The organism is Streptomyces sp. NPDC048461, assembly GCF_055587105.1.
On record NZ_JBVJGW010000013.1, the window covers coordinates 76,998 to 101,792 of the forward strand.

A 24,795-nucleotide genomic window follows, 5' to 3' on the forward strand; every position below is an offset into this window, starting at 1 on the left:
TTCCCATGGAGCCTTCGATGCACGCCCTTCGTTTCCGCCGCACCGCCGTTGCCGTCGCCGCCGCGGCCGTCCTGCCCTTCGCCCTCGCCGCCTGCTCCGACAGCGGCAAGAGCGCCGACACGGGGGCGAGCGCCGACAACGGGAAGCCGGAGCAGTCCGAGGACGCCGCCGGCGACGCGTCGACGGTCGCGGACAAGCCGTTCGGTCCGGCCTGCGCCGGCGTACCGGCCGACGGCGCGGGCTCCTTCGACGGCATGGCCAAGGACCCGGTCGCCACCGCGGCCTCCAACAACCCGGCCCTGTCCACGCTGGTGGCGGCCGTCAAGCAGGCCGGCCTGGTCGACACCCTCAACAACGCCAAGGACATCACCGTCTTCGCCCCGACGAACGACGCGTTCGCCAAGATCCCGAAGGCCGACCTGGACAAGGTCCTCGCCGACAAGGCCATGCTCACCAAGATCCTGACCTACCACGTGGTCGGCGAGAAGCTCACCCCGAAGCAGCTGGAGAGCGGCTCCTTCGACACCCTGCAGAAGGGCAAGGTGACCACCACGGGTTCCGGCGAGGCCTACACGGTCAACGACAGCTCCGCCGTGGTCTGCGGCAACGTCAAGACCGCCAACGCCCACGTCTACATCGTCGACACCGTCCTGATGCCGAAGTAGCCGGGCCGGGACACCGCAGAGCGGCCGCGGGGGGCGACGTCATCGGGGCGACGCCCCCCGCGGCGTGCGACCGTTGACCGCCGGCTCGGTTCGGCCCTGCCGGATCGGCCCTGCCCGATCGGACCTGCCGGTTCCCGCGGCAAAGCGAAAGAGGTGCACGACGTGCGTGTCCATCGCATCACCACCAACCTGCCCGTGGCCGACATCGACTCGGCGAAGGCCTTCTACACGGGGTACCTGGGGCTGAGCACCGAGGAGTTCAACCTGGGGTGGGTGGCGCGCTACACCTCCCCCGACAACGGCGAGCACGTTCAGCTGGTCACGCGGGACGAGACGGCCCCCGAGGACTCGGTCGTCTCCGTGCACACCCCCGACGTGGACGGCGCGTACGCGGAGGCGCTGGCCCTGGGGTTCGAGATCGTGCACCCGCTGACGACCGAGCCCTGGGGGGTGCGCCGGTTCTTCGTACGGGCTCCGGACGGCAACGTCCTCAACATCGTGCAGCACCGGGACTGACCGGCCGCGCCGGGTGCGGGACGGCGCCCGGCGCGCACGTCCCGCCCTGGGCAGCGCACGCGTACCGTGCCCGTACCGCTCCTCAGCGGACGACCTCGAACACGTTCTTCTGCAGGCCGTTGGGGTACGCCTCGTGCTCGACGAGCTTCAGCTTCTGGGTGTCCTTGTCCGTGGCGCTGAACAGCCGCTTGCCCGCGCCGAGCAGGAGCGGAAACACGAGCAGGTGGTAGCGGTCGATCAGGCCGGCGTCGGAGAGGCCCCGGTTCAGGGCCGCGCTTCCGTGGACGATGATCGGGCCGCCCTCGGTCTCCTTCAGCGCGGCGACGTCGTCGAGCGAACGCAGGATCGTCGTCTCTCCCCAGTTCGCCACCAGGTCGTCCTCGGTGAGGGTGGTGGAGACGACGTACTTGGGCATCACCTTGTAGTCGGCGAAGTCCGCCATGTCGGGCCACACCGGGCTGAACGCCTCGTAGCTGGTCCGTCCCAGCAGCATGGCCGCGGCTTCCTCCTGCTCACGGCCCTTGATCTCGAACGCCTCGGGCAGGAACTCCACGTCCTTGAAGGTCCACCCGGAGTTCCGGTATCCGGGCTCCCCGCCCGGGGCCTCCACGACGCCGTCGAGGGAGATGAAGGCGGTGCTGATCAGGGTACGCATCTGGGTTCCTCGGTGTCTCGTGTCCGGTGCTCGGCAGCTTCGGCCGGTGCGCGATCGGACCGCACGCTCGGCCGCCGCACACCCACCATGCTCTATCGACTGCGCATGACGCAGGAACTCATCGGTCGCCGGTCGGTCAGTCGGCGGCAGGTCGGTCGGGGGGCGCTCGGGTGGCGATCGGGAAGCGGAAGAACGGAGGAGTTCGCCGCTCCGACGTTTGACTGAAAATCCAGTCAGTGTCACAGTGGCGCCAAGAGGCCGCCTCGACTTCCGTACCGAGCGGCCGTTCGCGGCGCGGAGCGTGCGCGATGTCCGCGGTAGCCGCCGTGCCGGGCCCGCGTGACACTCCCGCGCTCCGCCCCGGCCGGACGGGACCCGTCCGGCCGGCCCACGATCGGAGCCCCCTGTGCCCTTCCAGCCCCCCACCCGCAGGACCGTCCTAGGCAGCCTCGCCGGGATCGGCGCCCTCGTCGCAGGCGCCTCGGCCTACGGCACCTCCGCGTTCGGAGTCCAGACCGGCGCGGTCTCCGCGCCCGCCAAGCCCGCCGCGGCCGGCGGCAAGCGCCGCTTGGGCGCCGAGTGGGAGAGCCACACCCGTACGTTCATGTCCTGGCCCGCGCTGAGCGCGGTCTGGAAGGGCGACCTGCGCTACGTGCGCGAGGACATCGCGCGCATCGCCCGGGCGATCGGCGAGTACGAGGCCGTCGTGATGATGGCCCGCCCCGACCAGATCGACGCGGCCCAGCGCGCCTGTGGCTCCCAGGTCGAGGTGATACCGCTGGCCGTCGACGATCTGTGGGCGCGCGACACCGTCCCCGTCTTCGTGGAGGAGGGCGGCAAGGTCGTCGGCGTCGACTTCAACTTCAACGGCTGGGGCAACAAGCAGAAGCAGCACACCAACGACGCTGCCGTCGCAGGCCAGTTGCTGCAGAAGTACAAGCTAGCCCGCGTCCAGGCTCCCCTGGTCTCCGAGGGCGGTTCGTTCGAGCCGGACGGCGAGGGCACCCTCCTCATCACCGAAAGCTCGATCGTCAACGACAACCGCAACCGCGGCAAGAACCGCGACACCATCGAAAAAGAACTCAAACAAACCCTCGGCATCGAAAAGGTCATCTGGCTCGCCGGCGTCCGCGGCGAAGACATCACCGACGCCCACGTCGACAGCCTCGTACGCTTCACCGCCCCCGGCACCGTCCTCCTCGACCGCGCCCACCCCACCACACCCCCCGACTCCTGGTCACGCTCCGCCGACCAGGCCAAATCCGTCCTCACCCAAACCACCGACGCCCGAGGCCGACGCTTCCAGGTCATCGACCTCCCCCAACCCGACCTCAGCAAAATCACCGGCCAAGGAGACGACTTCGTCTCCACCTACGCCAACTTCTACATCGCCAACGACGCCGTCTTCATGCCCAAATTCGGCGACCGCACCGCCGACGACCGAGCCCGCGCCATCCTCCGCGAACACTTCCCCACACGAGACATCATCCCCGTCCCCATCGACACCATCGCCTCCGGCGGAGGCGGCATCCACTGCTCCACCCACGACCAACCCGGCACACCCGCCCCCTGACCCCCACCCCCCAACACCCGCGCGGGAGCCCCGTACACCCTTGGGGGCCGCCCCCGGTGAGCCCGCCTCACGGCCGGCCCACCGGGGGCGGGAACGCGCGCCGCACGCCCGCGGTGGCGGCGACGACTCGCGGCGGGTTGCGGCGGGTTGCGGCGGGCTCAGCCCACGCGCTCGATGCGGGCCCGGCGGATCAGGTTCTTGCCCGGCTCCCGCACGGTGTCGAACGCCGCGTTGTTCAACAGCACACAGCTCCCCGACGGCCCGTTCACCGTCACCGTCGTCGCCTGACCGTTGTCCAGGTTCGTCACCTTCAGCTTCGTACCCACCGGGAACGTCCCACTGCTCGCCGCCGGCGCACCCCCCTCACCCGACAAGGTCACCGTCGACCCCTGGCACACCACCTCGCCGGCCGCCGGAGGCACCCGCACACCCGCCGCACCGGACGGCGCTCCGGCCGCCGCACCCGGAGTACCGGACGGGGCGGACGGGGCGGCACCGCCGCCGCCACCGCCCACGCGCTCGATGCGGGCCCGGCGGATCAGGTTCTTGCCCGGCTCCCGCACGGTGTCGAACGCCGCGTTGTTCAACAGCACACAGCTCCCCGACGGCCCGTTCACCGTCACCGTCGTCGCCTGACCGTTGTCCAGGTTCGTCACCTTCAGCTTCGTACCCACCGGGAACGTCCCACTGCTCGCCGCCGGCGCACCCCCCTCACCCGACAAGGTCACCGTCGACCCCTGGCACACCACGTCGGGAACGGCCGCGTTGCCGGTCGCCATCGTGACGACGACCCCTCCTGCCACCAGCGTTCCCGCCACGGCGGAGAGAACGAGCTTCTTCGTGCGACTCATGGTCCGTTTCCGGGACATGGCAACTCCTCGATCGATGGACACTGTTCCCCCGATCCGCATACGACCGCCACCGCACCCGAGTTCACTCTTGTCACGAACGGACAAAGTCAGAGCTTCGTGGGCCCCGTCCCCGTCTACGGGGTCAACTCGCGCGCGTCCAGCGGCATCCGCCAGACGTTGCGGCGGCGCACCTCCTCGAAGGCCGCCTGGAGGGGCGACGGCGGGACGGCCAGCACCGGGCAGGTCGCGTGCGCCAGGCAGTAGCGCACCACCGACGGGCGGACGAGGCGGCGCAGCGGGCCGCGGGAGCCGGTGCCCACCACCAAGAGGTCGCCGGAGCCGCGGGCGGTGTCGACGAGCGCCGCACCCGGGGTCGCCCGTACGGTGAGGCCGGCGAGGGTGACGCCCGGTCCGGCGGCGCCGAAGGCTCCGTCCAGCACCTCCCGCAGCCGTTCCACGACGGCGGCGCGGCAGTCCCCCGGCACCGGTACGGTGCAGGAACCACGGCTCGCGAGTGCGCCGCCGGGAGGCTGCCAGGCCAGGACCACCCACAGTTCGGCCTCCCGCACCCGGGCTTCCGCCGCCGCCCGGTGAAGCGCGGACAGGCTTCCCGGGGTACCGCTCACGCCGACCACGACTCTGCGCACGACCGCGTTCCTCTCGTCCGGTTCCGTGCGTACGTACGCACCGTTCCCACGACGTCATGAAAGGGCCGGTGCGGCCCGTACGGCGGGACGCTGATGCCCTCCTGACGCGGCGGAGCCGATTCCTGACGCGCTCCTGACGCGGCCTGACGCTGCCCGCCGGGCCCCCCGCGTCAGCGATCCGTAGGGAACGGAGGCGCCGGCGTCAACGTCCCGTCATGGGGTGACCACGGGGCGCGCTCGCGGGGATAGCTTCGGCGGCGGCTTCCGGAGCGGTCGGCGCCCCGGCGCTCCGAACGACCGAAACCGCTGCCCGGCACGCCTGAAGGGAATCGCACCATGACGATCACCGCCCTCCCCGAGGTCCCGCCCCGTACCGAGGACCTGTCGATATGGCCCGCGTCCACGACCCGGCTCCCGCACGGCGGTCTCGCCGTCGGCGGGGTGTCCCTGGCCGAGCTGGCCGAGCGGTTCGACACACCCGCGTACGTCCTGGACGAGGGCGAGGTCCGGACGCGCTGCCGCACCTACCGCGATGCCTTCCCCGAGGCCGAAGTGCTGTACGCGGCCAAGGCGTTCCTCTCCCGCGCGATGGTGCGCTGGGTCCGGGAGGAGGGCTTGGGCCTGGACGTGTGCTCGGCCGGGGAGCTGGAACTCGCCGTGACCGCCGGGTTCCCGCCCGAGCGGATCGTGCTGCACGGCAACGCCAAGTCACCCCGGGACATCGCGACCGCGCTGCGGCTCGGGGTGGGACGGATCGTGATCGACGGTGCGTCCGAGATCGCGCGGATCGCGGCCGCCGTCGGCGCGCACGGGCACCAGAAGGTGATGGTGCGCGTCGTCCCGGGTGTCTCGGCCGGCGGCCACGACAAGATCCGCACCGGCACGGACGACCAGAAGTTCGGTCTGTCCCCCACCGACGGCTCGGCGCAGCACGCCGTCGCCAGGATCCTGGACCAGCCGCAGCTCGAACTCACCGGCCTGCACTGCCACATCGGTTCCCAGATCACGACGGTGGAGCCGTACCTCGTGGCGCTGCGCCGCATGGTGGAGCTGATGGCCCGTGTGCGCGACGACCACGGAGTGGTCCTGCCCGAGCTGGACATGGGCGGCGGTCACGGCGTGGCCTACCTGCCCGGCGAGGCGGCCCTCGACCTCGGCGCGCTCGCCCGGCAGCTCCGCGCCGAGCTGACCGGGAGCTGCGCCGCCGCCGGGCTGGACGTGCCGCGGCTCGCCGTCGAGCCGGGGCGGGCGGTGTCCGGCCCGGCGGGTGTGGCGCTGTACCGGGTGCTCGCCGTCAAGCGCACCGGCGGCAAGGTGTTCGTGGCCGTGGACGGCGGGATGAGCGACAACCCCCGTCCCGCCCTGTACGGGGTCCGGTACGCCCCCCGGCTGATCGGCCGCCGCTCCGCGGTCGCCCCCTGCCGCACGACGGTCGTCGGGCGGCACTGCGAGGCGGGTGACGTCCTCGCCACCGACGTGGAACTGCCGGGGGACGTCCACCCGGGCGACCTGCTCGCCGTACCGGTGGCGGGGGCGTACCAGCTGTCCATGGCGTCCGGGTACAACATGGTCGGCCGCCCCCCGGTCATCGCCGTCCACGAGGGCACGGCCCGCGTCCTGCTCCGCCGCGAGACCCTGGACGACTTCCGCAGCCGCGACATCGGCCTGTAGAACGCCCCGCCCGGACCACGCCGCGCCGCGCCGACCCGCGCCGGACCGCGCCGGACCGGACAGGACGGACGGCCCCGTGTGAGAGATCACCCGGGGGAGCGCTCGGTACCCGGCTTGCATACTGGTCCGATGAGTCCGCCCTCCCCACACCGTCGGTTCCGGGACCCACGCACCACCACATACGACGTCCTCGAGACCGTCCTCGTGCGCTGCCCCGGCTGTGCAGGGGTCGCGCACGTCGGGACGGCACCACGCGTGGCCGGACTGCACGACCAGGGCCAGGGCCCCTTCGCGCCGAGGCGTCTCGTCTGTCGGAACTGCGGCATGGCGAAGGACTGGAACCGTGGACGTGTGGCTTTGCACCGGGACCCGTACGAGCCCGCCACGGACCCGTACTTCGGCGTCCGTCTGTGGCTGCAGACCGAGGCCCGGCACGGGTGGGTGTGGGCCTACAACCTGGAACACCTGGATCTGATCGGACGATTCGTCCGGGCTTCACTGCGCGAGGGGATTCCCTGGCACGACCACGGCCGAAAGATGACCGTGGTGGCCCGCCTGCCCGCATGGATGCAGAAGGCCAAGAACCGCGACGAGGTGCTGCGGGCCGTCGACCGCATCCACGCCTCACTGCTCCGCACCTGATCCCGGACTCCCCTTCGTGGCCGCGACCGCGATGTTGAACGCCGCACCGCTGTTCCTGTACGCCCGCCCCCCCCGCCTTCCAGCGGGCCACCGGGACCATCGCGGCGGTGCGAGCTGACGCCGTCCAAACCGCACGTGAACGTGGTGGCCGTCCGGCCTATGCCGGACGGCCACCACGCGTCGTCGACCGACGATCAGACGGTCGCCGGGACCTGCCTAGTTGCCGATCCCGGAGCTGCCGATGCCGGAGTTCCCGATGCCGGCGCTGCCGAGGCCAGTGTTGGCGATGCCCGCGTTGCCGACGCCTCCGTTGAGCACGCCGGCGTTGCCGATGCCCCAGTTGGCGATGCCCGCGTTGCCCACGCCCGAGTTCCCGATGCCGTGGTTGCCGACGCCGTCGGCGGTCGCCGCCGACGCCCCGCCCAGAGCCACGATCGCAACGGTGCCGGCGACAGCCGCCATGCGGAGAAGTTGTGCACGCATCACTACATACCTCCTGTTTGTGCTGCTTATCCCATGAGGTGTCTAGCATGCTGCCGTATCGAACAACCGGTGCGACGCCCGCCACGCACCCGTATGGCGTACGTCAGGCCGACGGCACCTGACCTGCGGCTGTACGGGTGTTGCACACCCCCCGGCGCGGCCACGGCGACCGGCGATTTCGAACACGGCCGGCCCGCGTCACGCAGACGGCTCCGCCTCGCCCCGGACGGCTTCCGGCACGGCCGAGGGTCCCGCGGTCCTGGGGGGCTCGTCGGCGAGGGTGAAGGTGATGCGGGCGCCGTCGCGGTGGGCGGGGTCGACGGCGATGGCGCCGCCGTGGAACTCGACGATCTTCTTGCACATGGCCAGCCCGATGCCGCTGCCCTGGTACGCGTCCTTGGTGTGGAGGCGCTGGAAGATCACGAACACCTTCTCCGCGTACTCCGGCGCGATGCCGATCCCGTTGTCGGTGACCGCGAACCGCCACAGGCCGCCCTCCCGCGCGGCGGAGACGTGGATCTTCGGGGCCCGGCCGGGACGGTGGAACTTGACCGCGTTGCCGATGAGGTTCTGCCAGAGCATGCCCATCTGGGTGGAATCGGCGACCAGGGACGGCAGGGGGTCGTGCGTGATCTCCGCTCCGGCCTCCTCGACGGCCACGCTCAGGGAGGACACCGTCCGCTTGAGCACCGCTTCGAGCTCGATGCTCTGGAGTTCGTGGTGGACGCGGCCCACCCGGGAGAAGTCGAGGAGGTCGTTGATGAGGGTCTGCATGCGGTTCGCGCCGTCGACCGCGTAGTCGATGTACTGGTCGGCCTTGGCGTCGAGCTGTCCCCCGTACCGGCGCTGGAGGAGCTGGGTGAAGCTGGAGACCTTGCGCAGCGGCTCCTGCAGGTCGTGGGAGGCGACGTACGCGAACTGCTCCAGCTCGGAGTTGGACCGCTGGAGGTCGGCGGCCTGCGCGTCCAGCCGCAGGCGGGCCTCCTCGGCGAAGGCCAGCTCGCGCACGAGGCGGCGCCGCATGAAGTCGATCTCGGCGCTGAGGCGGCGCAGGTCGGCGGGGCCGGTGGAGGTGATGGGGTGCTCGAAGTTCCGCCGGCGATGGTGCGGGCGTCCGCCCCGAGCTGTTCCAGGGGGCGGTTGATGCCGCGGCGCAGTCCTTCGAAGACCAGCACGGTGAGGGCGGCGATGACCAGCGCGATCGCGGTGAACACCCAGTTCCGCAGGACCATCGTGTCCGAGAGGTCCTCCACCGCCCGGACCCGGTCGGCGCGCAGCCGTTCCTGCTGGCCGGCCAGGGCGACGCGGAGCGCGTCGAAGGCCACCTTGCCCTCCGCGGCGCGCTCGGTGACCAGGGGCGAGGGCGCTCCGGCGGGCGAGGAGGCGATCGGGCGGGCTATCGCCTCCTGCCACTTCGAGATCGCCTCCCGGACGTCCGCCAGATCGCCGAGGGCGGGGGCATCGCCGTGCAGCAGCTCGGTGAGCCGGGCGGTGTGGGTCCGCTGCTCGGCCAGGCCCTGCTCGTAGGGCAGGAGGAACTCCGTGCTGCCGGTGAGGCCGTAGCCCCGGATCCCGGTCTCCTGGTTCAGGAGCGCCGATTCCAGCCGGAACGACGTGCTGAGGGCAGGGGACTTGGTGTTGACGAGGTTGTCGCTGATCGACCCCGTCCGCCCCAGCACCCACGCTCCGGCCACGCCGAGCAGGGTGAGGACCGTCAGCGAGGCCGCCACTCCGACGCGCAGCCACCGCCGGGTCGTCCAGGTGGAAAACCGTCGCCGCCGGGGTCGCGTGCTCCCGCTCATGCCGTATGCCTCCGCTGTGATCGCAGCCCGTACCGGAAGGGCCGCAGTCACTGTAGAGGGTGTTCGACAACAGCAGTTGTCGAGGGGTCGGATCTGGGCCTATGGTGCGGGGTGTGCCCGGCAAGAGCCTCGCTCCGCGGACCGCCCCCGAGGAGACCCGGCGCGGGCCCCGTACCCTGCCGCACGTGCCGGACCGGCTCCGGCGGGCCCGGAGCGCACGGCGCCGCCGGCCGGTGCCGTTCCACCCATCCGACGAAGTACCCATGGAGCATCCGATGATGACCACCCCCGCCCGTCCCTTCGACGTGCTCCTCGTCGAGGACGACATGGCCGACGCCATGCTCATCGAGGAAGCCCTCTCCGAGCGCGGCGCCCGCAACCTGATCCAGGTCACCGACGGAGTCGCCGCCCTCGAACACCTCCGCAACCCGGAGAACGCGCGCCCCGACCTGATCGTCCTGGACCTGAACATGCCCCGCATGAACGGCCGGGACCTCCTGAAGGTCCTCAAGACCGACGAGGCCCTCCAGACGATCCCCGTGGTCGTCCTCACCACGTCCACCGCGCCCGACGACGTGGCGGGTGCCTACAGCAGCCACGCCAACGCCTACGTGGCCAAGCCCGTCAACCTCGAGGAGTTCGAGCAGGCCGTGCAGAGCATCGACGCCTTCTACCTCGACACCGCCGCGCACCCGCCCCGCACCTGACCGGTCCCCGCTCCCGCCACGGGACGCGCGGACGGGGGCGCAGGCGGGAGCGGGAGCGGCCCGGGCCTCCCTAGCCGAGCCCCTCCGGGGTGTCCTCCCCGGCGGTCCACCAGACGCCGAGGCGCTGGCGGGCCAGCAGCCAGCCGCCCCCGGGAGCCCGGCGGAACTCCCAGTCGTACGGACCGCCCGTGGAGTAGGGGGAAGAGCTCCGGCCGCTCCCCGTGACGGCGACGAACCACATGTAGCCGACGCCCGTCGCCCGGTCCCCCTCCACGTGGAAGTCCATGTTCAGGATGTGGTGCTGCATGCTCGGGAAGTGCGCCTCCGCCTCCTCCACCCTCGTCCGCACCGCCTCCCGCCCGCGGATCTCTCCCCACGGGCCGAACTCCAGCACCGCGTCCTCGGCCCAGCACTCGATCCACGCGGCCCAGTCCTTGCGGTCCAGTGCCCGCCAGCCGCGGATCATGAGCCGCCGCAGCGCTTCCCGGTCTTCCAGGACCCGCAGCCGGCCGGCCAGTTCCCCGTACGTCCCGGCGCTCACCGGGCGCTCGCGGCAGGACGTACGACGATCTCGTTGACGTCGACCCCGGCCGGCTGGGCGACGGCGTAGGCGATGGCCTCGGCGATGGCGGACGCCGGGAGCGCCACGGCGCGGTACGCCTTCATCGCCTCCCGCGCGGCGGGGTCGGAGATCCCGTCGGCCAGCTCGGACTCGGTCACGCCCGGCGAGACCAGGGTGACCCGGACGGAGCCGTCCGACTCCTGGCGCAACCCCTCGGACAGAGCGCGGACCGCGAACTTGGTGGCGCAGTAGACGGCCGCGGTGGGCGACACCTCGTACGCACCGACCGAGGCGACGTTCACGAACTGCCCGCCGCCCTGGGCGCGCATCACGGGCAGGGCGGCGGCGATCCCGTGCAGCACGCCCCGCACGTTCACGTCGATCATCCGGTCCCACTCGTCGACCTTCAGCGCGTCCAGCGGGGAGAGCGGCATCACCCCCGCGTTGTTGACCATCACGTCCACCCGTCCGTACCGCTCCCGGGCCGCGGCCACGAAGGCCCGTACGTCGGCGGCGTCGGTGACGTCCAGCCGCCGGAAGGCCGCGGTGCCACCCGCCTCCTCGATCTCCCGGCGCAGCGCGTCGAGCCGGTCGGTGCGCCGCGCGCCCAGGAACAGCCGGTGGCCGTCGGCGACGAGCCGCCGTGCCGTCGCCTCCCCGATCCCGCTGCTGGCTCCGGTCACGGCCACGACCTTGGCTTCGTTCCTCATGTCTGTCCCACTCCTCGTTCGCGACGGATGACTCCGCCCGACCGATTCTGGGCAAGCGCCGGCAGGCCAACCAGGACGCGCCGCACCCCGGCAGCGGACCTCCCGGCGCCCGGCCCGGGGCCGTGAACGGCGCGGACCGGGGCACTACCCGGTGACGCTGCCGAGCCAGAGCAGGTCGCGGGCCCGGGTCATCGCCACGAAGAGCCGGCTGCGCCGCAGTTCCTCGCGCTCCCGGGCCGTCTCCGTCGTTTCCGTACCGCCCGCCGGGCCGGTCTGCGTCCCGTGCGGCAGCGCCGCGTCGTGCCGGGGCAGGAAGACGTTCTTGAACTCCAGCCCCTTGGCCCGGCGATAGGTGCCCAGCTTCACCGCGTCCACGGCACGGCCGTCGTAGTGCTCCAACTGGCAGACGGCGATGCCCGCTTGGGTGAGCAGCCGCTGGTAGTGGCCGATGGCGCGCAGGGACGGGCACAGCACGGCGGTGTCGGCGAGCGCGCCGTCGGGCAGGGAGCGCAGGGCGTCGAGGAGGTCCCGGTCGTGGGCGTCCGCCGTGGGCCTGGTGACGCGTACGACGTCCCCCTCGTGGTAGGTGAGGTCGACGTCGCGGCGGCCCGGCGTGCGCACGCCGTCGAGGTCCTCGAAGGCGTCGTCGGCCACGACGGTCAGGGCCGCGTCGAGGATCTGCTTGCTGTTGCGGTAGTTGGTCCGCAGTACCTGCCCGCGGTCGCCGCGGATGTCGATGTCGGCGTCGGTGAGGCGGAAGCCGCCCGGGTACACGGTCTGCTGGCCGTCGCCGACGAGCAGCAGGCCGTTGGGGGCGTCACCGACGAGCGCGTGCAGGAGGCGCACGCCGACGAGCGTGAGGTCCTGGACCTCGTCGACGATGACGGCCGCGAACGGGGGCGGCCCGGGCCGGCGTGAGGCTTCGGCAAGGGCGAGGGAGAGCACGTCGTTGAAGTCGTGGACGCCGCGCTCGCCGCGCAGCGATTCGTACGCCTCGTACAGCTCCCACACCGACTGCCGGTGCGTGCGGTGGAGCCGCGCCTTCCTGCGCCGCCTGGGGACGGTCGCGTAGTCCTCGAAGCGGGTGAGTCCCCGCCCCTTGATGACGTAGTCGATCTCCTCGTGCCAGTACGTGGGGACCGGGTCGAGTTCGGCGAGCGGGCTCGCGCGGCCGACGTGGGTCCAGGCGAGGCTGAAGGCGGTCTCGGCCTTCTCCCGGTGCAGCCGCACCGGTATGCCGCGCTCCTGAAGGAACTCCTGCGCCCAGGCGTGGAGGCTGCGGAAGTCCACGCGGTCGGCGGCGGCCGGGGCCATGGCCCTGAGGAAGGTGCTCTGCACCCGGGGCAGGTTGTTGGCGAAGGTGACGTACAGGATGCGGCCGGTCGTCCGCCGGGCCAGGTAGGCCGCACGGTGCAGGGCGACGACCGTCTTGCCGGTCCCCGCCGGGCCGCTGATGCGTGCCGGGCCCGACCAGTTGCGGCGCACCAGGGCCACCTGGTCGGGGTGGAGGAAGGTCATCCACTGCTCGATCGGCGCCTCCCTCGCGCCGTGCAGGGCCGCGGCGCTCAGGCCTTCGAGGTCGAACAGCCCGTCCGGGGCGCCGGGACGGTCGTGTTCCGAGGCCGGCGGCGGCTGCTGCTGCTGCTGGTCGAGCGCCACCCCCGCGTGGTCCGGGAAGACCCGCTCCAGATGGTCGGCGATCGCCCGGACCGACTCCACCCGCAGCCTGTGGCGCTGCGCCAGCAGTTCGGGGCCCAGCTCGTGCTCGCGCAGGAGCCGGATCCGCCCGAGGTCTCCGTCGACGCGCTGCCCGGCGCACACCAGGAGCGGCTGGACCGCGACCGGTGACATGCCCAGGGATGCCACCGCGCTCTCGGCGGCCTTCGTGGCGGCGAGCAACTCGGCCGCGCGCCCGCCGCCCGGCTCGCCACCCCCCGGCTCGCCGCCGCCGGCCGTGACGGCGACCACGAAGACGCCGCCGGGACCGACCAGCAGCATGTCCGCGCGAGCGGTCCGTCGCCCGGGCCACGGCCGGTCGACCAGCAACCGCCAGCCGCGCGCCGTCAGCACCAGCAGTTGGGTGAGGACGCTCTGCTCGGCCTCCCCGGCCGCCTCCCACCGCCGGGCCTGCCGGCGGGCGCTCTGCCAGTGCTCCCGGAGTAACCGCTCCTGCCGCCGAGCGTCCTGCGCCCGCTGCGATGCCGCCCCGCCTGCCCCCATAGCCAGCCCCCTCATACGCGGAGTAGCGATCATAGGACGCAACGCCACCGGAGCGGCAGGGCGCGTACCGGCGCGGCGAGGGCCCCGGCGGAGGGGGTCCCGCGGTCGGTCTCAGTCCCGGCGCCTGGCCTCCGTCAGGGCGTCCTTGACCTGCCGCACCACCCGGGCGGCGTCCTCGGTGCTGTTCACCACGTCGGTGTGGTTCATGTCGACCACGAGGACCTCACTGGCCGAGTAGTGCTCGTGCACCCACTCGTCGTAGCCGGACCACAGCGTCCGGTAGTACGCGACGAGGCTCTCGTCCTGCTCGAAGTCGCGGCCGCGCAGTCCGATGCGGTGCAGCACCGTCTCGAAGTCCGCCTTGAGGTAGACCATGAGATCCGGCGCCTTGCGGTAGGGCAGGCCGTCGATCTCTCGCATCATCTCGTGGAGCAGCCCCTCGTACACCCGCATCTCGAGGGAGCTGATCCGCCCCAGGTCGTGGTTGACCTTGGCGAAGTACCAGTCCTCGTAGATGGACCGGTCCAGGACGTTGTCGCCCTGCTTGTACGCCTCCTTGATCGAGGCGAACCGGGTCTGCAGGAAGTACAGCTGGAGGAGGAAGGGGTAGCGCTTGGCCTGGATCTCCTCGGGGCTCGCCGTGTAGAAGAGCGGGAGGATCGGGTTGTCTTCCACGCTCTCGTAGAAGACCTCGCTGCCGAGCTCCTTGGCGAGCAGCTCGGCCACGCTCGTCTTGCCGATCCCGATCATGCCTCCGACGCAGATCACCGGCATACCTCGCTTCTCCCTGGGGGTCTTCTGTCTACGGGTGGGTGGGGGCTGTACACCCCACACCATGGAGACGCGCCCCGCCGGCCACCCGATTCCCCAAGATCATCTCGATCAGCGTCCTCCGGTCCCCGTCCGGACCGAGATCCTGACGCACGCCGCGCTCCTCGGCGACCGGCCGGACGAACCGTGCCGCAGGTGCCGTGTACCGCGACGAGCGATCGCTCCGCGGCCGGATTGAAGCATAAATCACGACGCGCCCCCCGCAGGCCAGGGCGCCGGCGCCCGGAGCGGACATGCCGGACCCGGGCCCGGTGCCGGATGCCGGGCATCCGGTGCCGGGTGCGTCCCCCGTGAGCGGGGGCCGCACCCGGACGGGGATCAGACGCCCCAGCGCAGGGCGATGGTGTCGCCCACGTTGATCACCTTGTTGCGGACGGCGCCGGCGAAGGAGGAGCCGTCGACGCTGACCTTCCAGGTGTTGGAGCCGCTGTTGGCCTTGCCGTTGACGTGGGTGATGGTGCCGGTCCCCGACGACGGGGTCACGCTCGTGACACAGCCCGACGGCGTGGCGCCGCCCGTCGCGGCGTTGAGGACGTCACCGAGGGTGATGGTGGTACCGGTGGGCGTGAAGGCCACCGAGCAGACCTTCAGGTTCCCGGCGCCGTCGTCGACGGTGAGGGCCAGCTTGGTCGCGGTGCCGGCGGTGAAGGTGGACTGGGCGACCCACTGCGGGGCCCCGGGGGTGACCGGGACCGGCGGCGCCGTCGTGAAGCCGCCGCCGACGACGCCGCGCAGGGCGTCGATGGAGGAGTAGGCGGAGGGGGTCGTGTCGGCCGGCTGGTACTTGAAGCCGCCCGCCGGGTTGTACTGGTTGGCGATCATGAAGTCGACGGGGGTCTTGCCGCTGGTGGTGAGGAAGTCACCGGTCTGCGGATTGATGCCGCAGGCGTTCAGGCCCGCGACGCCCCATCCGTTGGAACTGGTGTTGACCCCGTACAGGGAGTTGAAGGCACCGGTGCCGGCGATCAGCTTGCCCTTGAGGAAGTTCTTCGCCTGCACCACGTCCGCGTCGGTGTTCGGCACGCCGGAGACGCACAGGGCGGCCATCGCGGAGCCGGTCATGTCGACGTCGCTGGGGGCGTTCAGGGCCGTGGGGTTGCCCTCGGCCTTGCTGTAGGTCCAGCCGCCGTCGACGTGCTGGTTGGCGCGGATGCGCGTGACCATCGAGTCGGTGAGCGCCTGCGGGACGCGCGTGGCGCCGCCCTGCGTCTTGGCGCCGCCCAGCGCGAGGGCCGCGAATACGGTCCCGTTGAAGTTGCCGGACGGGCCGAAGTATCCGGCCTCGGCGGTCTGCCAGTACGCGTAGATGTGCGCGACGAGGTTCCGGGAGGCCGACACGCGCGCCGGGTCGATGCCGGCGGCGTACGCGTTCAGCGCGCCGCGCTCGTAGTCGGTGACCACCGGGGCGCCCGACGGCCAGCCCGCCGTGGACAGCAGGTTCCGGTAGACGGTGCGGGCGTTCTTCGTGGTGTCGCCGCCGGGGTAGACGTCGACGACGGCGGTGCCGGCCGCGGCGAAGGTGCTGAACGCCCATTCGTTGGACAGGCCCGAGCCGGCGTACGAACCGTCCGCCGCCTGAAGGGACTTGAGATAGGCCACACCGTTGGTCTTGGACGTGGCGATCTGCGCGGGAGACGAGGTGGCGGAGGCGGGCAGCGCGGTGAGCGCGAACGCGCCCAGGGCCGCGGGCAGGACGAGCGCGAGGCGGCGGGAGGTACGGGGACGGGACATGGCCTGCTCCTGGAATCGGCGGACCCCGACCGCTCCCGCACAGGCCGCGTCCCACCGCGGCGCAGCACGGCGCGGCACGGATCGAGCCTGGTCGCAGGGCCGTTGTCCGAACGCGTGATACGGCTTCCTGTACTGCATCGCCGTGTGGGCATTCGGGCTCGGAACGGCCCCCGCCGTCCCCTACCGTTGCGCGTCAGCTCCGGCTTCTCACCGGATTCCCCCATGTGGCAGCCCAGGACGCTACCCGAGTGACCGGGTGTCCGCCAGCCACCCCGACCGGGACTCGACCGCACCCCATAGGGGCCCGGCCGGCTGAGACTTGTGCCACCTTGACGCGTCGGCGGGATCCGTGTTGCACTCCGGCTGACAACTGCTCAGCACCAGGGGAAGCCGGTCGAATTCCGGCGCTGACCCGCAACCGTGGACCCGGATCCGTTCCGGGTGAGCCGGAATGCCTGGGGCCGAGCCACAGTACGAAGAGCGCCGTCGCGGATTGCGGTGCGGTCGTCCCAGCCTCCCCACGGCGAAGCAAGCCGTGCGGGGCACATCGACACGCACCCGGCCGCCCGGCAGAGACGGGGGCCTCGGTGGGGACCGAACAACGGGCGAATCGGCAGTCGGGGACGAGACGGCGGTTCCTCTCCCTCGTGACCGCGTCCTTCCTGACGCTCGGTACGGGCGTGGTCTCCTTCACGGTCCCCGTCTCCGCGAGCGCGGACCCGGTCGAGCAGTGCACCCCCACCACCGGCGCCGTCGTCGCCGTGGACTTCGGCCCGTTCGGCGGCAAGGTCGAGCGGGGCTGCGACACCACCCCCACCACCGGGTACGAGCTGCTGCACACGGGCGGGTTCACCACGACGGGCACCGTCCACGACGGACCCGCCTTCGTCTGCCGCATCGGCAAGGACTCCGGTACGCAGTACCCCACGCCGGACAAGGAGGACTGCGTCCTCACGCCGCAGGCCACCGCGTACTGGTCGTACTGGATCGCCTCGCCCGGTCAGCGGAAGTGGACGTACAGCCCGCTGGGCGCCATGGCGCGCACCCCGAAGCCCGGTGACGTGGACGCCTGGGTCTTCGGCGGGACCGACGTCGGCGGCAGCAAGGGCAAGCCCTCCTTCACGCCCGACGACATCCGCGGCATCACCACGCCCGACCCGACGGTCCCCACCACCCCGCCCGCGGTCCCCGCGGGCACGGTCGACGTGCCCGCCGCCACGCGCTGGATCGCCGGGAACCTGACGGACGGCGAGCGCGTCGTCGACGAGGGCTCCACCTCGGCGAACCACTTCCTCACCACCGAGGCCGTGTTCGCCCTGGCCGCCGCCGACCGCAAGAGCCCGGCTGCGAAGAAGGCCGCGCAGTTCCTCGCCGCGCCCGCGCAGACCGATGCGTACGCCTACCCCTCCGGCAAGGACGCGATACCCGACGCCACCGCCGCCGCGCGCCTCGCCCTCGTCGCCGAGGCCACCGGGCTGGACCCGCGCGCGTTCGGCGGCCACGACCTCCTCGGCGACCTGGTGAAGTACGTCTGCCCGCGTGACATCGGCGACGGGGAGACCGTCGACGGCTGCCTGACCAAGGGTGATTTCCGCACCACCGGTCAGGCCGACACCCAGGCCATGGCCGTCATCGCCCTGGTCAACGGCGGTGTCACGCCGCCCGCCCACTCCGTGAGCCGGCTGACCGGCCTGCAGTGCGAGGACGGCGGCTTCACGAGCATCCTGATCCGGTCCCCCGAAAAGTGCGAGAGCGAGGCCTCCGCCACCGCTCTGACCGCCCTGGCCCTGGCCGTCGCCGGCGGCCACGAGGACGCCGTCCAGAAGGCCCGCGCCCAGCTGAAGAAGACCCAGCTGCCCACCGGCGCCTGGCCCGCCACCGGCTACGACACGACCGGCAGCCCGGCCGCCACCGCCTGGGCGGCGCAGGCACTGCGCGCCCTCGGCGACGAGGCGTTCGCCGACGCCGGCATCTCCTGGCTCTCCAGGCACCAGCTCCCGACCGGCGGATTCGGCTTCGGCGAGGACGACACGGATCCGCGCCTGTTCCCGACCGCCACGGCCGCGATCGCAGCCGCGGGCAGCGATGTCGTCGCGCTGACCGCCAAGCCGGTCGTTCCGCCGACCACGCCCCCGACGACCCCGCCCACCTCCGAGCCGCCGACCGCTCCCCCGGCCGGTGCGGGGCCCGACCTGAAGAAGGGCGTGGCGTACCTCACCCACCCCGGCCGTCTGGTCCAGGGCCGCTACTACGAGGCCGGCGCGGGCACCGGGCACGCCGACTACGGCATGACCATCGACGGCGCCTACTCCCTCGCCGCCACCGGCACGGACAACGCCACCCTGCGCAACATCGTCGACTTCTTCGACAAGGGCGGCAAGGACGGGAAGGGCCGGGGCATCAACGACTGGACGCTCGTCGGCACCAAGTACGCGAGCGGCGGCTCCCTCGGCAAGGCGGCCCTCCTCGCGCAGGCCGTGGGCCGGGACCCCCGCGACTTCGGCGGCCAGGACCTGATCGCCGCCCTCGCCAAGGGCACCTGCGCCGCCAAGACCGCGACGCGCCAGGAGTGCGCGGCGAAGGGCAACTACACGTACGCGACCTCGGTGTTCTCCCAGTCCCTCGGCGTCATGGCACAGATCCGGGCCGGCGAGACGGCCGCCGCGGCCGAGCCGGTCTCCTACCTCAAGAGCCTCCAGGCCCCCTCGGGCGCCTGGGTCAGCCTGATCGGCGAGCCCAGCGACGCCGAGGTCGACTCCACGGCCATGGCCGCGATGGCCGTCGACCTGCTGCCCGACGCGGCCTCCCAGGCGGCGGTGGACAAGGCGCTCGCCTGGCTGGCGACCCAGCAGAAGGCGGACGGCGGGTTCCCCGGCGCCTCCGGAAACTCCGTCAACTCCGCCGCCCTCGCCGTCCAGGGGCTCTCCCTGGACGCTCCCCGGTACGGCGCCCAGATCGCCAGGGCCCGCGCGTTCCTGGCGAGCCAGCAGAATGCCGACGGCGGGTTCAACATCGCCAAGGACGGCCAGCCCGGTTCCGACGTACGGGCCTCCGCCCAGGCGGTCGGCGGGGCGACCGGCGTCTCCTTCGGTACCCTGACCCGCGACCTGGCCGGCACCACCCCGGAGCCCGTCCCCAGCACGTCCGGTTCGGCCGCCGGCGGCACCGGTTCGCCCGTCATCGTCACCCCCGGTGGGGAAGCGGGTGGCGCCGGGTCCTCCGGCGGCAGCAGCACCCCGGGCGGCGGCCTCGCCTCCACCGGCGCCCAGGTCTGCGGTCTCGCCGCCGCGGCCCTGGCGCTGACGCTCGGCGGCTGGGGCCTCACCCGTGCCGCCAGGCGCCGCCGCGAGCACACCGGGAGCGGGGCATGAGCCGCACGCGCGGGCGGGTCCCGGCCCGGGCCGCCGCCGCACTGGGGCTGACGGTGGCGGCGTTCGCCGCCACCGCGGCCCCGGCCGGGGCGGCCCCGCAGCCGATGGGCCGGTGCACCACCTCCGCGGGGGTCGTGCTCGCCGTCGACTTCAGCCGCTGGGGCGGTCCGCTCTACCGCTCCTGCGGCTCGACGCCCACCACGGGGTACGAGCTCCTCAACCAGGGCGGCTGGGCCACCACGGGCACCGGCCACGACGGCCCCGCCTTCATCTGCCGCATCGGCTACAGCGGCCACCAGGGCGGGAAGCAGTACCCCACGGCGCAGCAGGACGACTGCGTCCTGACCCCGCCGGCCTCCGCGTACTGGTCGTACTGGCACGCGAACCCGGGCCAGAACACGTGGGAGTACAGCCAGCTGGGCGCCATGCTCTACAAGCCCAGGCCCGGCAGCGTCGACCTGTGGATCTTCGGCGGCACGAACATCGAGGGGACCGAGGGCAAGCCCACCGTCACCCCCGACCAGCTGCGCGCCAAGAACACCGAGCCGACCGGTGGCCCCGCGCCCCAGGACACCCGTACGGCGGCTCCCCTGCCGCCCGGCGTCAACACCGGCCCCCGGCCCGAGAACCCGCCGCCCGCCGCGACGCCCCCGGCCGCGACGACGCCACCGCCCGCCCCGACCGCGCCGGAGAGCCCCGCCCCCTCGGCGAGCCCGTCCGAGAGCGCCTCGCCTTCGCCCGCCGCGCCCCCGCCGTCCAGCGCACCGGCGGTGGCCGCTCCGGGCCCCCAGGTCGTCGACGCGGCTCCCGCCGCCGACGCGCAGCACGACGCGGGCTCGTACCTGCCCGCCGTCGCCACCGGGGCGCTGGTGCTCCTCATCGGCGCCGCCGCCGTGTACGCGGCCAAGCGCCGCCGCCGTACGGAGTAGCCGCGTGTCACGCACCACTGCCGCGGCGCCGGCCCGGTCGCCCGCGTCCGGCCCCGCGCCGGACGCGGGCGGCCGCCGTCTGCCCCGCACCCTGCACCCGGTGGCCTGGTGGGTCTGGGCCCTCGCCCTGGCCACCGCCGTGAGCCGCACCAACAACCCGCTGCTGCTGTTCCTGGTCCTCGCGGTCCTCGGCTACGTCATCACCATGCGCCGCACCGAGGCCCCGTGGGCCCGCGGCTTCAAGTACTACCTCTACCTGGCGCTGACCGTGGTGGCGATCCGGGTGCTGTTCCGCGCGGTCTTCGCGACCGGCATCACCCCCCGCGACCACTTCCTCTTCTCCCTGCCCCACATTCCCACCCCCGACTGGTACGCGGGCATCCAGCTCGGCGGCCCGGTCTCGCTGGAGGCGCTGCTCTCGGCGGCCACCGACGGGCTGCGGCTGGCCTGCATGCTGTGCTGCATCGGCGCGGCCAACACCCTCGCCAACCCCAAGCGGGCCCTGCGGATCCTGCCCGGCGCGCTGTACGAACTGGGCGTCGCGGTCACCGTGTCCATCAGCGTCGCCCCGCAACTCGTCCAGAGCGTCCAGCGCGTGCACCGGGCCAAGCGGCTGCGGGCCGGACGCGCCAAGGGGCTGCGCGCCCTGCGCGGGATCATCGTCCCCGTCCTCGAGGACGCCCTGGAACGCTCCCTGCGGCTCGCGGCCGCCATGGACTCGCGCGGCTACGGCCGGGCCGGCACCGCGACCCGCCGCTCCCGGCGGGCCACCGGCGCCCTCATGCTGCTCGGCATGTGCGGCCTGTGCGCCGGGGCGTACGGGCTCCTCGACGCCACCGCGCCGAAGCTGCTCGGCCTGCCCGCCATGGGCGCGGGCGCCCTGCTGTGCTTCGCGGGTCTGCGCCTCGGCGGGCGCCGGATCACCCGGACCACCTACCGTCCCGACCCCTGGCGCTTCGCCGAGTGGGCCGTCGCCGGCTGCGGGGTCCTGTCCGCCGTCCTGCTCTTCACCAACGCGGGGTTCAACGCCGCCGAGCTCAACCCCTCCATCTACCCGCTGAGCTGGCCCACGCTGCCGCTCGTCCCCGCCGCCGCGATCCTGCTCGCCGGGACCGCCGGATTCCTGGCTCCGCCCCCTGCCCCGCCCGCCCGGCCGGCCGTCCCCGTACAGCGCACCGAGGAACCCAAGTGATCACTTTCGACCAGGTCACCGTCCAGTACGACGACGCGGCCGAACCCGTGCTGCGGGACGTGGACCTGACCGTCGAGGAGGGCGAGCTCTGCCTGGTCGTCGGTCACACCGGCGTCGGCAAGTCCACGCTGCTCGGCGCCGTCAACGGCCTCGTCCCGCACTTCACCGGCGGCACCCTCTTCGGACGGGTCCTGGTGGACGGCCGGGACACCGCCGACCATCCTCCGCGCGAACTCGCCGACGTGGTCGGCGTGGTGGGCCAGGATCCGCTCGACGGGTTCGTCACCGACACCGTGGAGGAGGAACTCGCCTACGCGATGGAGCAGTTGGCGGTCCCTCCGGCGACCATGCGCAAGCGCGTCGAGGAGACCCTCGACCTCCTCGGCCTCGCCGACCTGCGCCACCGCGCGCTGCACGAGCTCTCCGGCGGGCAGCAGCAGCGCGTGGCCATCGGTTCCGTCCTCACCGCGCACCCCCGCGTGCTCGTGCTGGACGAGCCCACCTCCGCGCTGGACCCGACGGCCGCGGAGGAGGTCCTCGCGGCCGTCACCCGCCTCGTCCACGACCTCGGCGTCACGGTGCTCCTGGCCGAACACCGCCTGGAGCGCGTGGTCCAGTACGCCGACCGCGTCATCCACCTTCCGGGTGACGGCCTCGTCGTGTCGGGCGCCCCCGCCGATATCTTCCGTACCTCGTCCATCGCCCCGCCCATCGTGGAACTGGGCCGCGCCGCGGGCTGGTCCCCCCTCCCGCTCTCGATCCGTGACGCCCGGCGGGCGGCCGCGCCGCTGCGCGCCCGTCTCGCGGACACCGCTCCCCCGCCGGTACGGCCCGCCCGGGCCGCCGCCCGACCGGAACTCCTCACGGCCCGCGGCATCACCGTCACCTATCACGGCGTACCGGCCGTCCGCGAGGTCGACCTCGCCCTGCGGGGTGGCGAGGTCACCGCACTCATGGGCCGCAACGGATCCGGCAAGTCCTCCCTCCTCTGGGCCCTGCAGGGCTCCGGACCCCGCAAGGCCGGCACCGTGTCGGTCGACTCCGGCGGCTCCGGCGGCTCCAGTGGCTCCAGTGGCTCGAAGCCGAAGGATCCGCAGAAGCTTTCCGCGGCGGACGCCCGGCAGCTGGTCGGCCTGGTCCCGCAGACCCCGACCGACCTCCTCTACCTGGAGTCCGTGCGGCAGGAACTCGATCAGGCGGACACCGAGTCGGGCGTCGCGGCGGACGGGATCCGGGCGCGCTCCATCCTGGACCGGCTGACGCCGGACATCCCCGACACCACGCACCCGCGCGACCTCTCCGAGGGGCAGAAGCTGGCGCTGGTCCTGGCGATCCAGCTGGCCGCCGCCCCCCGCGTCCTGCTCCTCGACGAACCGACCCGAGGCCTCGACTACCGGGCGAAGAGCGAACTGATCCGCATCGTCGACGACCTCGCGGCGGAGGGCCGCACCGTCGTGATCTCCACCCACGACGTCGAGTTCGTCGCCCGGGCCGCCGACCGGGTCGTCGTCATGGCCGAAGGAGACGTCGTCGCCGACGGCCCGACCGCCGAAGTCATCGTCGCCTCGCCCGTCTTCGCCCCCCAGACGGCCAAGATCCTGGCCCCGCTGCCCTTCCTGACGGTCGCCCAGGTGGCCGCCGTCCTCCCCGACGACGAGACGGACCCGGACTCATGACCGCACGCGCCGCCGCCATCCGGATCAACGTGCGGGCCGGCATCGTCATCGCCATGGCCGCCTTCCTCGGCGTCGTCGCGTTCTTCTGGCCCTTCCTCGTCGCACCCGGGAAGTTCGGCTCGCACTACGCACCACCGCTGATCTTCGGCGTCCTGCTCGTCATCGTGCTCTGCGTGGTCATCTCCGAGATCGCCGAAGGGGGCATCAACTCCAAGGCCCTGGCCATGCTGGGCGTCCTGTCCGCCGTCAACGCCGCCGTCCGCCCCCTGGGCGCGGGCACGGCGGGCATCGAGACGGTGTTCTTCATCCTCGTCCTCGCCGGGCGGGTCTACGGCCCGGGGTTCGGCTTCACCCTCGGCTGCACCTCGCTCTTCGCCTCCGCCCTGATCACCGGCGGGGTCGGGCCGTGGATGCCGTACCAGATGTTCGGCTGCGCCTTCGTCGGCATGCTCGCGGGATTCCTCCCCCGGGCCACCGGCCGCCGGGAGGTGGCCCTGCTCGCCGTGTACGGCTCGGTCTCGGGCTACCTCTTCGGATTCCTCCTGAACCTCTCCTTCTGGCCGTTCTCCCTCGACCCCAACAGCTCCATCGCCTACCTCCCCGGCCTCCCCTTCACCGAGCAGTTCCAGCGCTACCTCGCCTTCGACCTGGCCACCTCGCTGGGCTGGGACACCGGCCGGGCCGTCACCAACTTCGTCTGCATCTGCCTGGCCGGCCCGGCCGTGCTGACGGTCTTCCGCCGCGCGGCCCGCAAGGCCCGCTTCCAGGCCCCGATCCGCTTCGCACCCGCCACACCCCCGACGGCACCCGAACCTGCGCCTGAACCCGCGCCTGCGCCTGCGCCTGCGAAGCCGCGGGCGCGCTAGCGCGCCCGGGGCGACCGGCCCCGGGCCACCTTGACGGCGATGCTCGTGCAAACGCCCACGGCCCGGGCGCCATCGGGGAGGGATGCGGCACGGGCGGGCACGCTCCGCTCGGGGCGCGGGCTGCCGGGGCGTTCCGGCCCGGCGGACGCGGGTCCTCGCCGCGGTCCGTCCCCTGCCCGTGCCCCGGAGCCGCCGCGCGGCTGGTCGGCGGCTGTGACGCGGCTTCCCGACCCGATCCCGAACCTCCGGGCGCGGCACTCTCCAAGGGCATTGGCGCTGCCCCCGCACAGGGCGCGCGATTGGCTTGTTTGCAGCAGCTGACGCTCTCGGCGCGCCGCACCCTCCTCCGCGTGCCCCGCCCGCACCCCGACCCTCCTGGACGCGATCTGCCTTTGACGGTGCGGATCTTGACGAATCGTCAGAGTTGACCGGGCCTCCGACCCTCCGTAGGGAGGTCCGTTCGGCCCGACGTGTACATGACGGTTGATTCCGGGC

20 protein-coding genes, 1 pseudogene and 1 riboswitch are annotated in these 24,795 nt (G+C 72.7%); of the genes and pseudogenes, 11 read left to right on the forward strand and 10 right to left on the reverse strand.

Features of this window, described 5'->3' with window-relative positions:
* The first annotated feature begins 17 nt into the window (after positions 1-17).
* Together ACZ6S8_RS22895 and ACZ6S8_RS22900 are read left to right on the forward strand one after the other, a co-directional pair.
* Positions 18-665: a fasciclin domain-containing protein gene (locus ACZ6S8_RS22895; RefSeq protein WP_469458492.1), complete on the forward strand. Its 648-nt coding sequence runs from the start codon at positions 18-20 to the stop codon at positions 663-665.
* Between the two features lie 162 nt (positions 666-827).
* On the forward strand, positions 828-1,181 hold the full coding sequence (locus ACZ6S8_RS22900; protein ID WP_469458494.1) for a VOC family protein: 354 nt from the start codon (positions 828-830) through the stop codon (positions 1,179-1,181).
* A gap of 82 nt (positions 1,182-1,263) precedes the next feature.
* Here the strand turns inward: ACZ6S8_RS22900 and ACZ6S8_RS22905 are convergent, their stop codons facing one another.
* Positions 1,264-1,836: a dihydrofolate reductase family protein gene (locus ACZ6S8_RS22905; RefSeq protein ID WP_469458496.1), complete on the reverse strand. Its 573-nt coding sequence runs from the start codon at positions 1,834-1,836 to the stop codon at positions 1,264-1,266.
* Positions 1,837-2,242: 406 nt separating this feature from the next.
* On the opposite strand from ACZ6S8_RS22905, the gene ACZ6S8_RS22910 reads away from it, so the two are divergent.
* A complete protein-coding gene (locus ACZ6S8_RS22910) occupies positions 2,243-3,409 on the forward strand; it encodes an agmatine deiminase family protein (RefSeq protein WP_469458498.1) in 1,167 nt (388 codons plus the stop codon).
* A gap of 158 nt (positions 3,410-3,567) precedes the next feature.
* Here ACZ6S8_RS22910 and ACZ6S8_RS22915 read toward each other — a convergent pair whose 3' ends face one another.
* Together ACZ6S8_RS22915 and ACZ6S8_RS22920 are read right to left on the reverse strand one after the other, a co-directional pair.
* Complete coding sequence (locus tag ACZ6S8_RS22915) at positions 3,568-4,260, reverse strand: RlpA-like double-psi beta-barrel domain-containing protein (RefSeq protein ID WP_469458499.1); 693 nt, start codon at positions 4,258-4,260, stop codon at positions 3,568-3,570.
* 134 nt (positions 4,261-4,394) lie between these two features.
* Positions 4,395-4,907, reverse strand: a complete 513-nt coding sequence (locus ACZ6S8_RS22920; protein WP_469458501.1) for a universal stress protein — start codon at positions 4,905-4,907, stop codon at positions 4,395-4,397.
* Between the two features lie 336 nt (positions 4,908-5,243).
* On the opposite strand from ACZ6S8_RS22920, the gene lysA reads away from it, so the two are divergent.
* Positions 5,244-6,578, forward strand: a complete 1,335-nt coding sequence (lysA, locus tag ACZ6S8_RS22925; RefSeq protein ID WP_469458503.1) for a diaminopimelate decarboxylase — start codon at positions 5,244-5,246, stop codon at positions 6,576-6,578.
* Between the two features lie 351 nt (positions 6,579-6,929).
* Positions 6,930-7,220, forward strand: coding sequence for a hypothetical protein (locus ACZ6S8_RS22930; RefSeq protein ID WP_469458505.1), 291 nt, complete (start codon positions 6,930-6,932; stop codon positions 7,218-7,220).
* A gap of 216 nt (positions 7,221-7,436) precedes the next feature.
* On the opposite strand, the gene ACZ6S8_RS22935 is transcribed toward ACZ6S8_RS22930, so the two are convergent.
* Positions 7,437-7,682, reverse strand: coding sequence for a hypothetical protein (locus ACZ6S8_RS22935; RefSeq protein ID WP_469458507.1), 246 nt, complete (start codon positions 7,680-7,682; stop codon positions 7,437-7,439).
* Between the two features lie 219 nt (positions 7,683-7,901).
* Positions 7,902-9,505: pseudogene (locus ACZ6S8_RS22940) on the reverse strand (sensor histidine kinase).
* 275 nt (positions 9,506-9,780) lie between these two features.
* On the opposite strand from ACZ6S8_RS22940, the gene ACZ6S8_RS22945 reads away from it, so the two are divergent.
* Positions 9,781-10,212, forward strand: coding sequence for a response regulator (locus ACZ6S8_RS22945; RefSeq protein ID WP_469458509.1), 432 nt, complete (start codon positions 9,781-9,783; stop codon positions 10,210-10,212).
* Positions 10,213-10,282: 70 nt separating this feature from the next.
* Here ACZ6S8_RS22945 and ACZ6S8_RS22950 read toward each other — a convergent pair whose 3' ends face one another.
* The 5 genes from ACZ6S8_RS22950 to ACZ6S8_RS22970 all read right to left on the reverse strand — a co-directional run bounded on the left by ACZ6S8_RS22950 (position 10,283) and on the right by ACZ6S8_RS22970 (position 16,266).
* Positions 10,283-10,753: a nuclear transport factor 2 family protein gene (locus tag ACZ6S8_RS22950; protein ID WP_469458510.1), complete on the reverse strand. Its 471-nt coding sequence runs from the start codon at positions 10,751-10,753 to the stop codon at positions 10,283-10,285.
* Positions 10,750-11,484 (reverse strand): SDR family oxidoreductase, encoded by a 735-nt coding sequence (locus ACZ6S8_RS22955; RefSeq protein ID WP_469458512.1) that lies wholly within the window; start codon positions 11,482-11,484, stop codon positions 10,750-10,752. Before ACZ6S8_RS22955 ends, ACZ6S8_RS22950 begins: the two co-directional genes overlap by 4 nt.
* A 144-nt stretch (positions 11,485-11,628) precedes the next feature.
* The gene (locus ACZ6S8_RS22960) at positions 11,629-13,719 is read right to left on the reverse strand and encodes a UvrD-helicase domain-containing protein (RefSeq protein ID WP_469458514.1); all 2,091 of its coding nucleotides are present in this window, start codon (positions 13,717-13,719) and stop codon (positions 11,629-11,631) included.
* 96 nt (positions 13,720-13,815) lie between these two features.
* Positions 13,816-14,478 carry a deoxynucleoside kinase gene (locus ACZ6S8_RS22965; protein WP_469458516.1) on the reverse strand — a complete coding sequence of 221 codons (663 nt, stop codon included), beginning with the start codon at positions 14,476-14,478 and terminating at the stop codon, positions 13,816-13,818.
* 375 nt (positions 14,479-14,853) lie between these two features.
* On the reverse strand, positions 14,854-16,266 hold the full coding sequence (locus ACZ6S8_RS22970; RefSeq protein WP_469458518.1) for a prenyltransferase/squalene oxidase repeat-containing protein: 1,413 nt from the start codon (positions 16,264-16,266) through the stop codon (positions 14,854-14,856).
* Between the two features lie 126 nt (positions 16,267-16,392).
* Positions 16,393-16,519, reverse strand: a riboswitch (cobalamin riboswitch).
* A gap of 334 nt (positions 16,520-16,853) precedes the next feature.
* Here ACZ6S8_RS22970 and ACZ6S8_RS22975 point away from each other — a divergent pair.
* From ACZ6S8_RS22975 to ACZ6S8_RS22995, 5 genes are read left to right on the forward strand one after another with little or no spacing between them, the layout of a single operon-like run.
* Positions 16,854-19,637: a prenyltransferase/squalene oxidase repeat-containing protein gene (locus ACZ6S8_RS22975; RefSeq protein ID WP_469458520.1), complete on the forward strand. Its 2,784-nt coding sequence runs from the start codon at positions 16,854-16,856 to the stop codon at positions 19,635-19,637.
* Positions 19,634-20,566 carry a hypothetical protein gene (locus ACZ6S8_RS22980; RefSeq protein ID WP_469458522.1) on the forward strand — a complete coding sequence of 311 codons (933 nt, stop codon included), beginning with the start codon at positions 19,634-19,636 and terminating at the stop codon, positions 20,564-20,566. Before ACZ6S8_RS22975 ends, ACZ6S8_RS22980 begins: the two co-directional genes overlap by 4 nt.
* Before the next feature lie 4 nt (positions 20,567-20,570).
* Complete coding sequence (locus ACZ6S8_RS22985) at positions 20,571-21,758, forward strand: energy-coupling factor transporter transmembrane component T (protein ID WP_469458524.1); 1,188 nt, start codon at positions 20,571-20,573, stop codon at positions 21,756-21,758.
* On the forward strand, positions 21,755-23,434 hold the full coding sequence (locus tag ACZ6S8_RS22990) for an ABC transporter ATP-binding protein (RefSeq protein ID WP_469458526.1): 1,680 nt from the start codon (positions 21,755-21,757) through the stop codon (positions 23,432-23,434). The genes ACZ6S8_RS22985 and ACZ6S8_RS22990 overlap by 4 nt, the downstream gene beginning before the upstream one ends.
* Positions 23,431-24,300: an ECF transporter S component gene (locus tag ACZ6S8_RS22995; RefSeq protein WP_469458529.1), complete on the forward strand. Its 870-nt coding sequence runs from the start codon at positions 23,431-23,433 to the stop codon at positions 24,298-24,300. The genes ACZ6S8_RS22990 and ACZ6S8_RS22995 overlap by 4 nt, the downstream gene beginning before the upstream one ends.
* Positions 24,301-24,795 lie beyond the last annotated feature (495 nt).

Bases quoted from the DNA above. Each gene is read 5' to 3' on its own strand.
- ACZ6S8_RS22945 (WP_469458509.1), top strand. From the start codon at position 9,781: ATGATGACCACCCCCGCCCGTCCCTTCGACGTGCTCCTCGTCGAGGAC.
- ACZ6S8_RS22935 (WP_469458507.1), bottom strand. From the start codon at position 7,682: ATGGCGGCTGTCGCCGGCACCGTTGCGATCGTGGCTCTGGGCGGGGCG.
- ACZ6S8_RS22955 (WP_469458512.1), bottom strand. From the start codon at position 11,484: ATGAGGAACGAAGCCAAGGTCGTGGCCGTGACCGGAGCCAGCAGCGGG.
- ACZ6S8_RS22915 (WP_469458499.1), bottom strand. From the start codon at position 4,260: ATGAGTCGCACGAAGAAGCTCGTTCTCTCCGCCGTGGCGGGAACGCTG.
- ACZ6S8_RS22980 (WP_469458522.1), top strand. From the start codon at position 19,634: ATGAGCCGCACGCGCGGGCGGGTCCCGGCCCGGGCCGCCGCCGCACTG.
- ACZ6S8_RS22905 (WP_469458496.1), bottom strand. From the start codon at position 1,836: ATGCGTACCCTGATCAGCACCGCCTTCATCTCCCTCGACGGCGTCGTG.
- ACZ6S8_RS22995 (WP_469458529.1), top strand. From the start codon at position 23,431: ATGACCGCACGCGCCGCCGCCATCCGGATCAACGTGCGGGCCGGCATC.
- ACZ6S8_RS22960 (WP_469458514.1), bottom strand. From the start codon at position 13,719: ATGAGGGGGCTGGCTATGGGGGCAGGCGGGGCGGCATCGCAGCGGGCG.
- ACZ6S8_RS22970 (WP_469458518.1), bottom strand. From the start codon at position 16,266: ATGTCCCGTCCCCGTACCTCCCGCCGCCTCGCGCTCGTCCTGCCCGCG.
- ACZ6S8_RS22895 (WP_469458492.1), top strand. From the start codon at position 18: ATGCACGCCCTTCGTTTCCGCCGCACCGCCGTTGCCGTCGCCGCCGCG.
- ACZ6S8_RS22965 (WP_469458516.1), bottom strand. From the start codon at position 14,478: ATGCCGGTGATCTGCGTCGGAGGCATGATCGGGATCGGCAAGACGAGC.
- lysA (WP_469458503.1), top strand. From the start codon at position 5,244: ATGACGATCACCGCCCTCCCCGAGGTCCCGCCCCGTACCGAGGACCTG.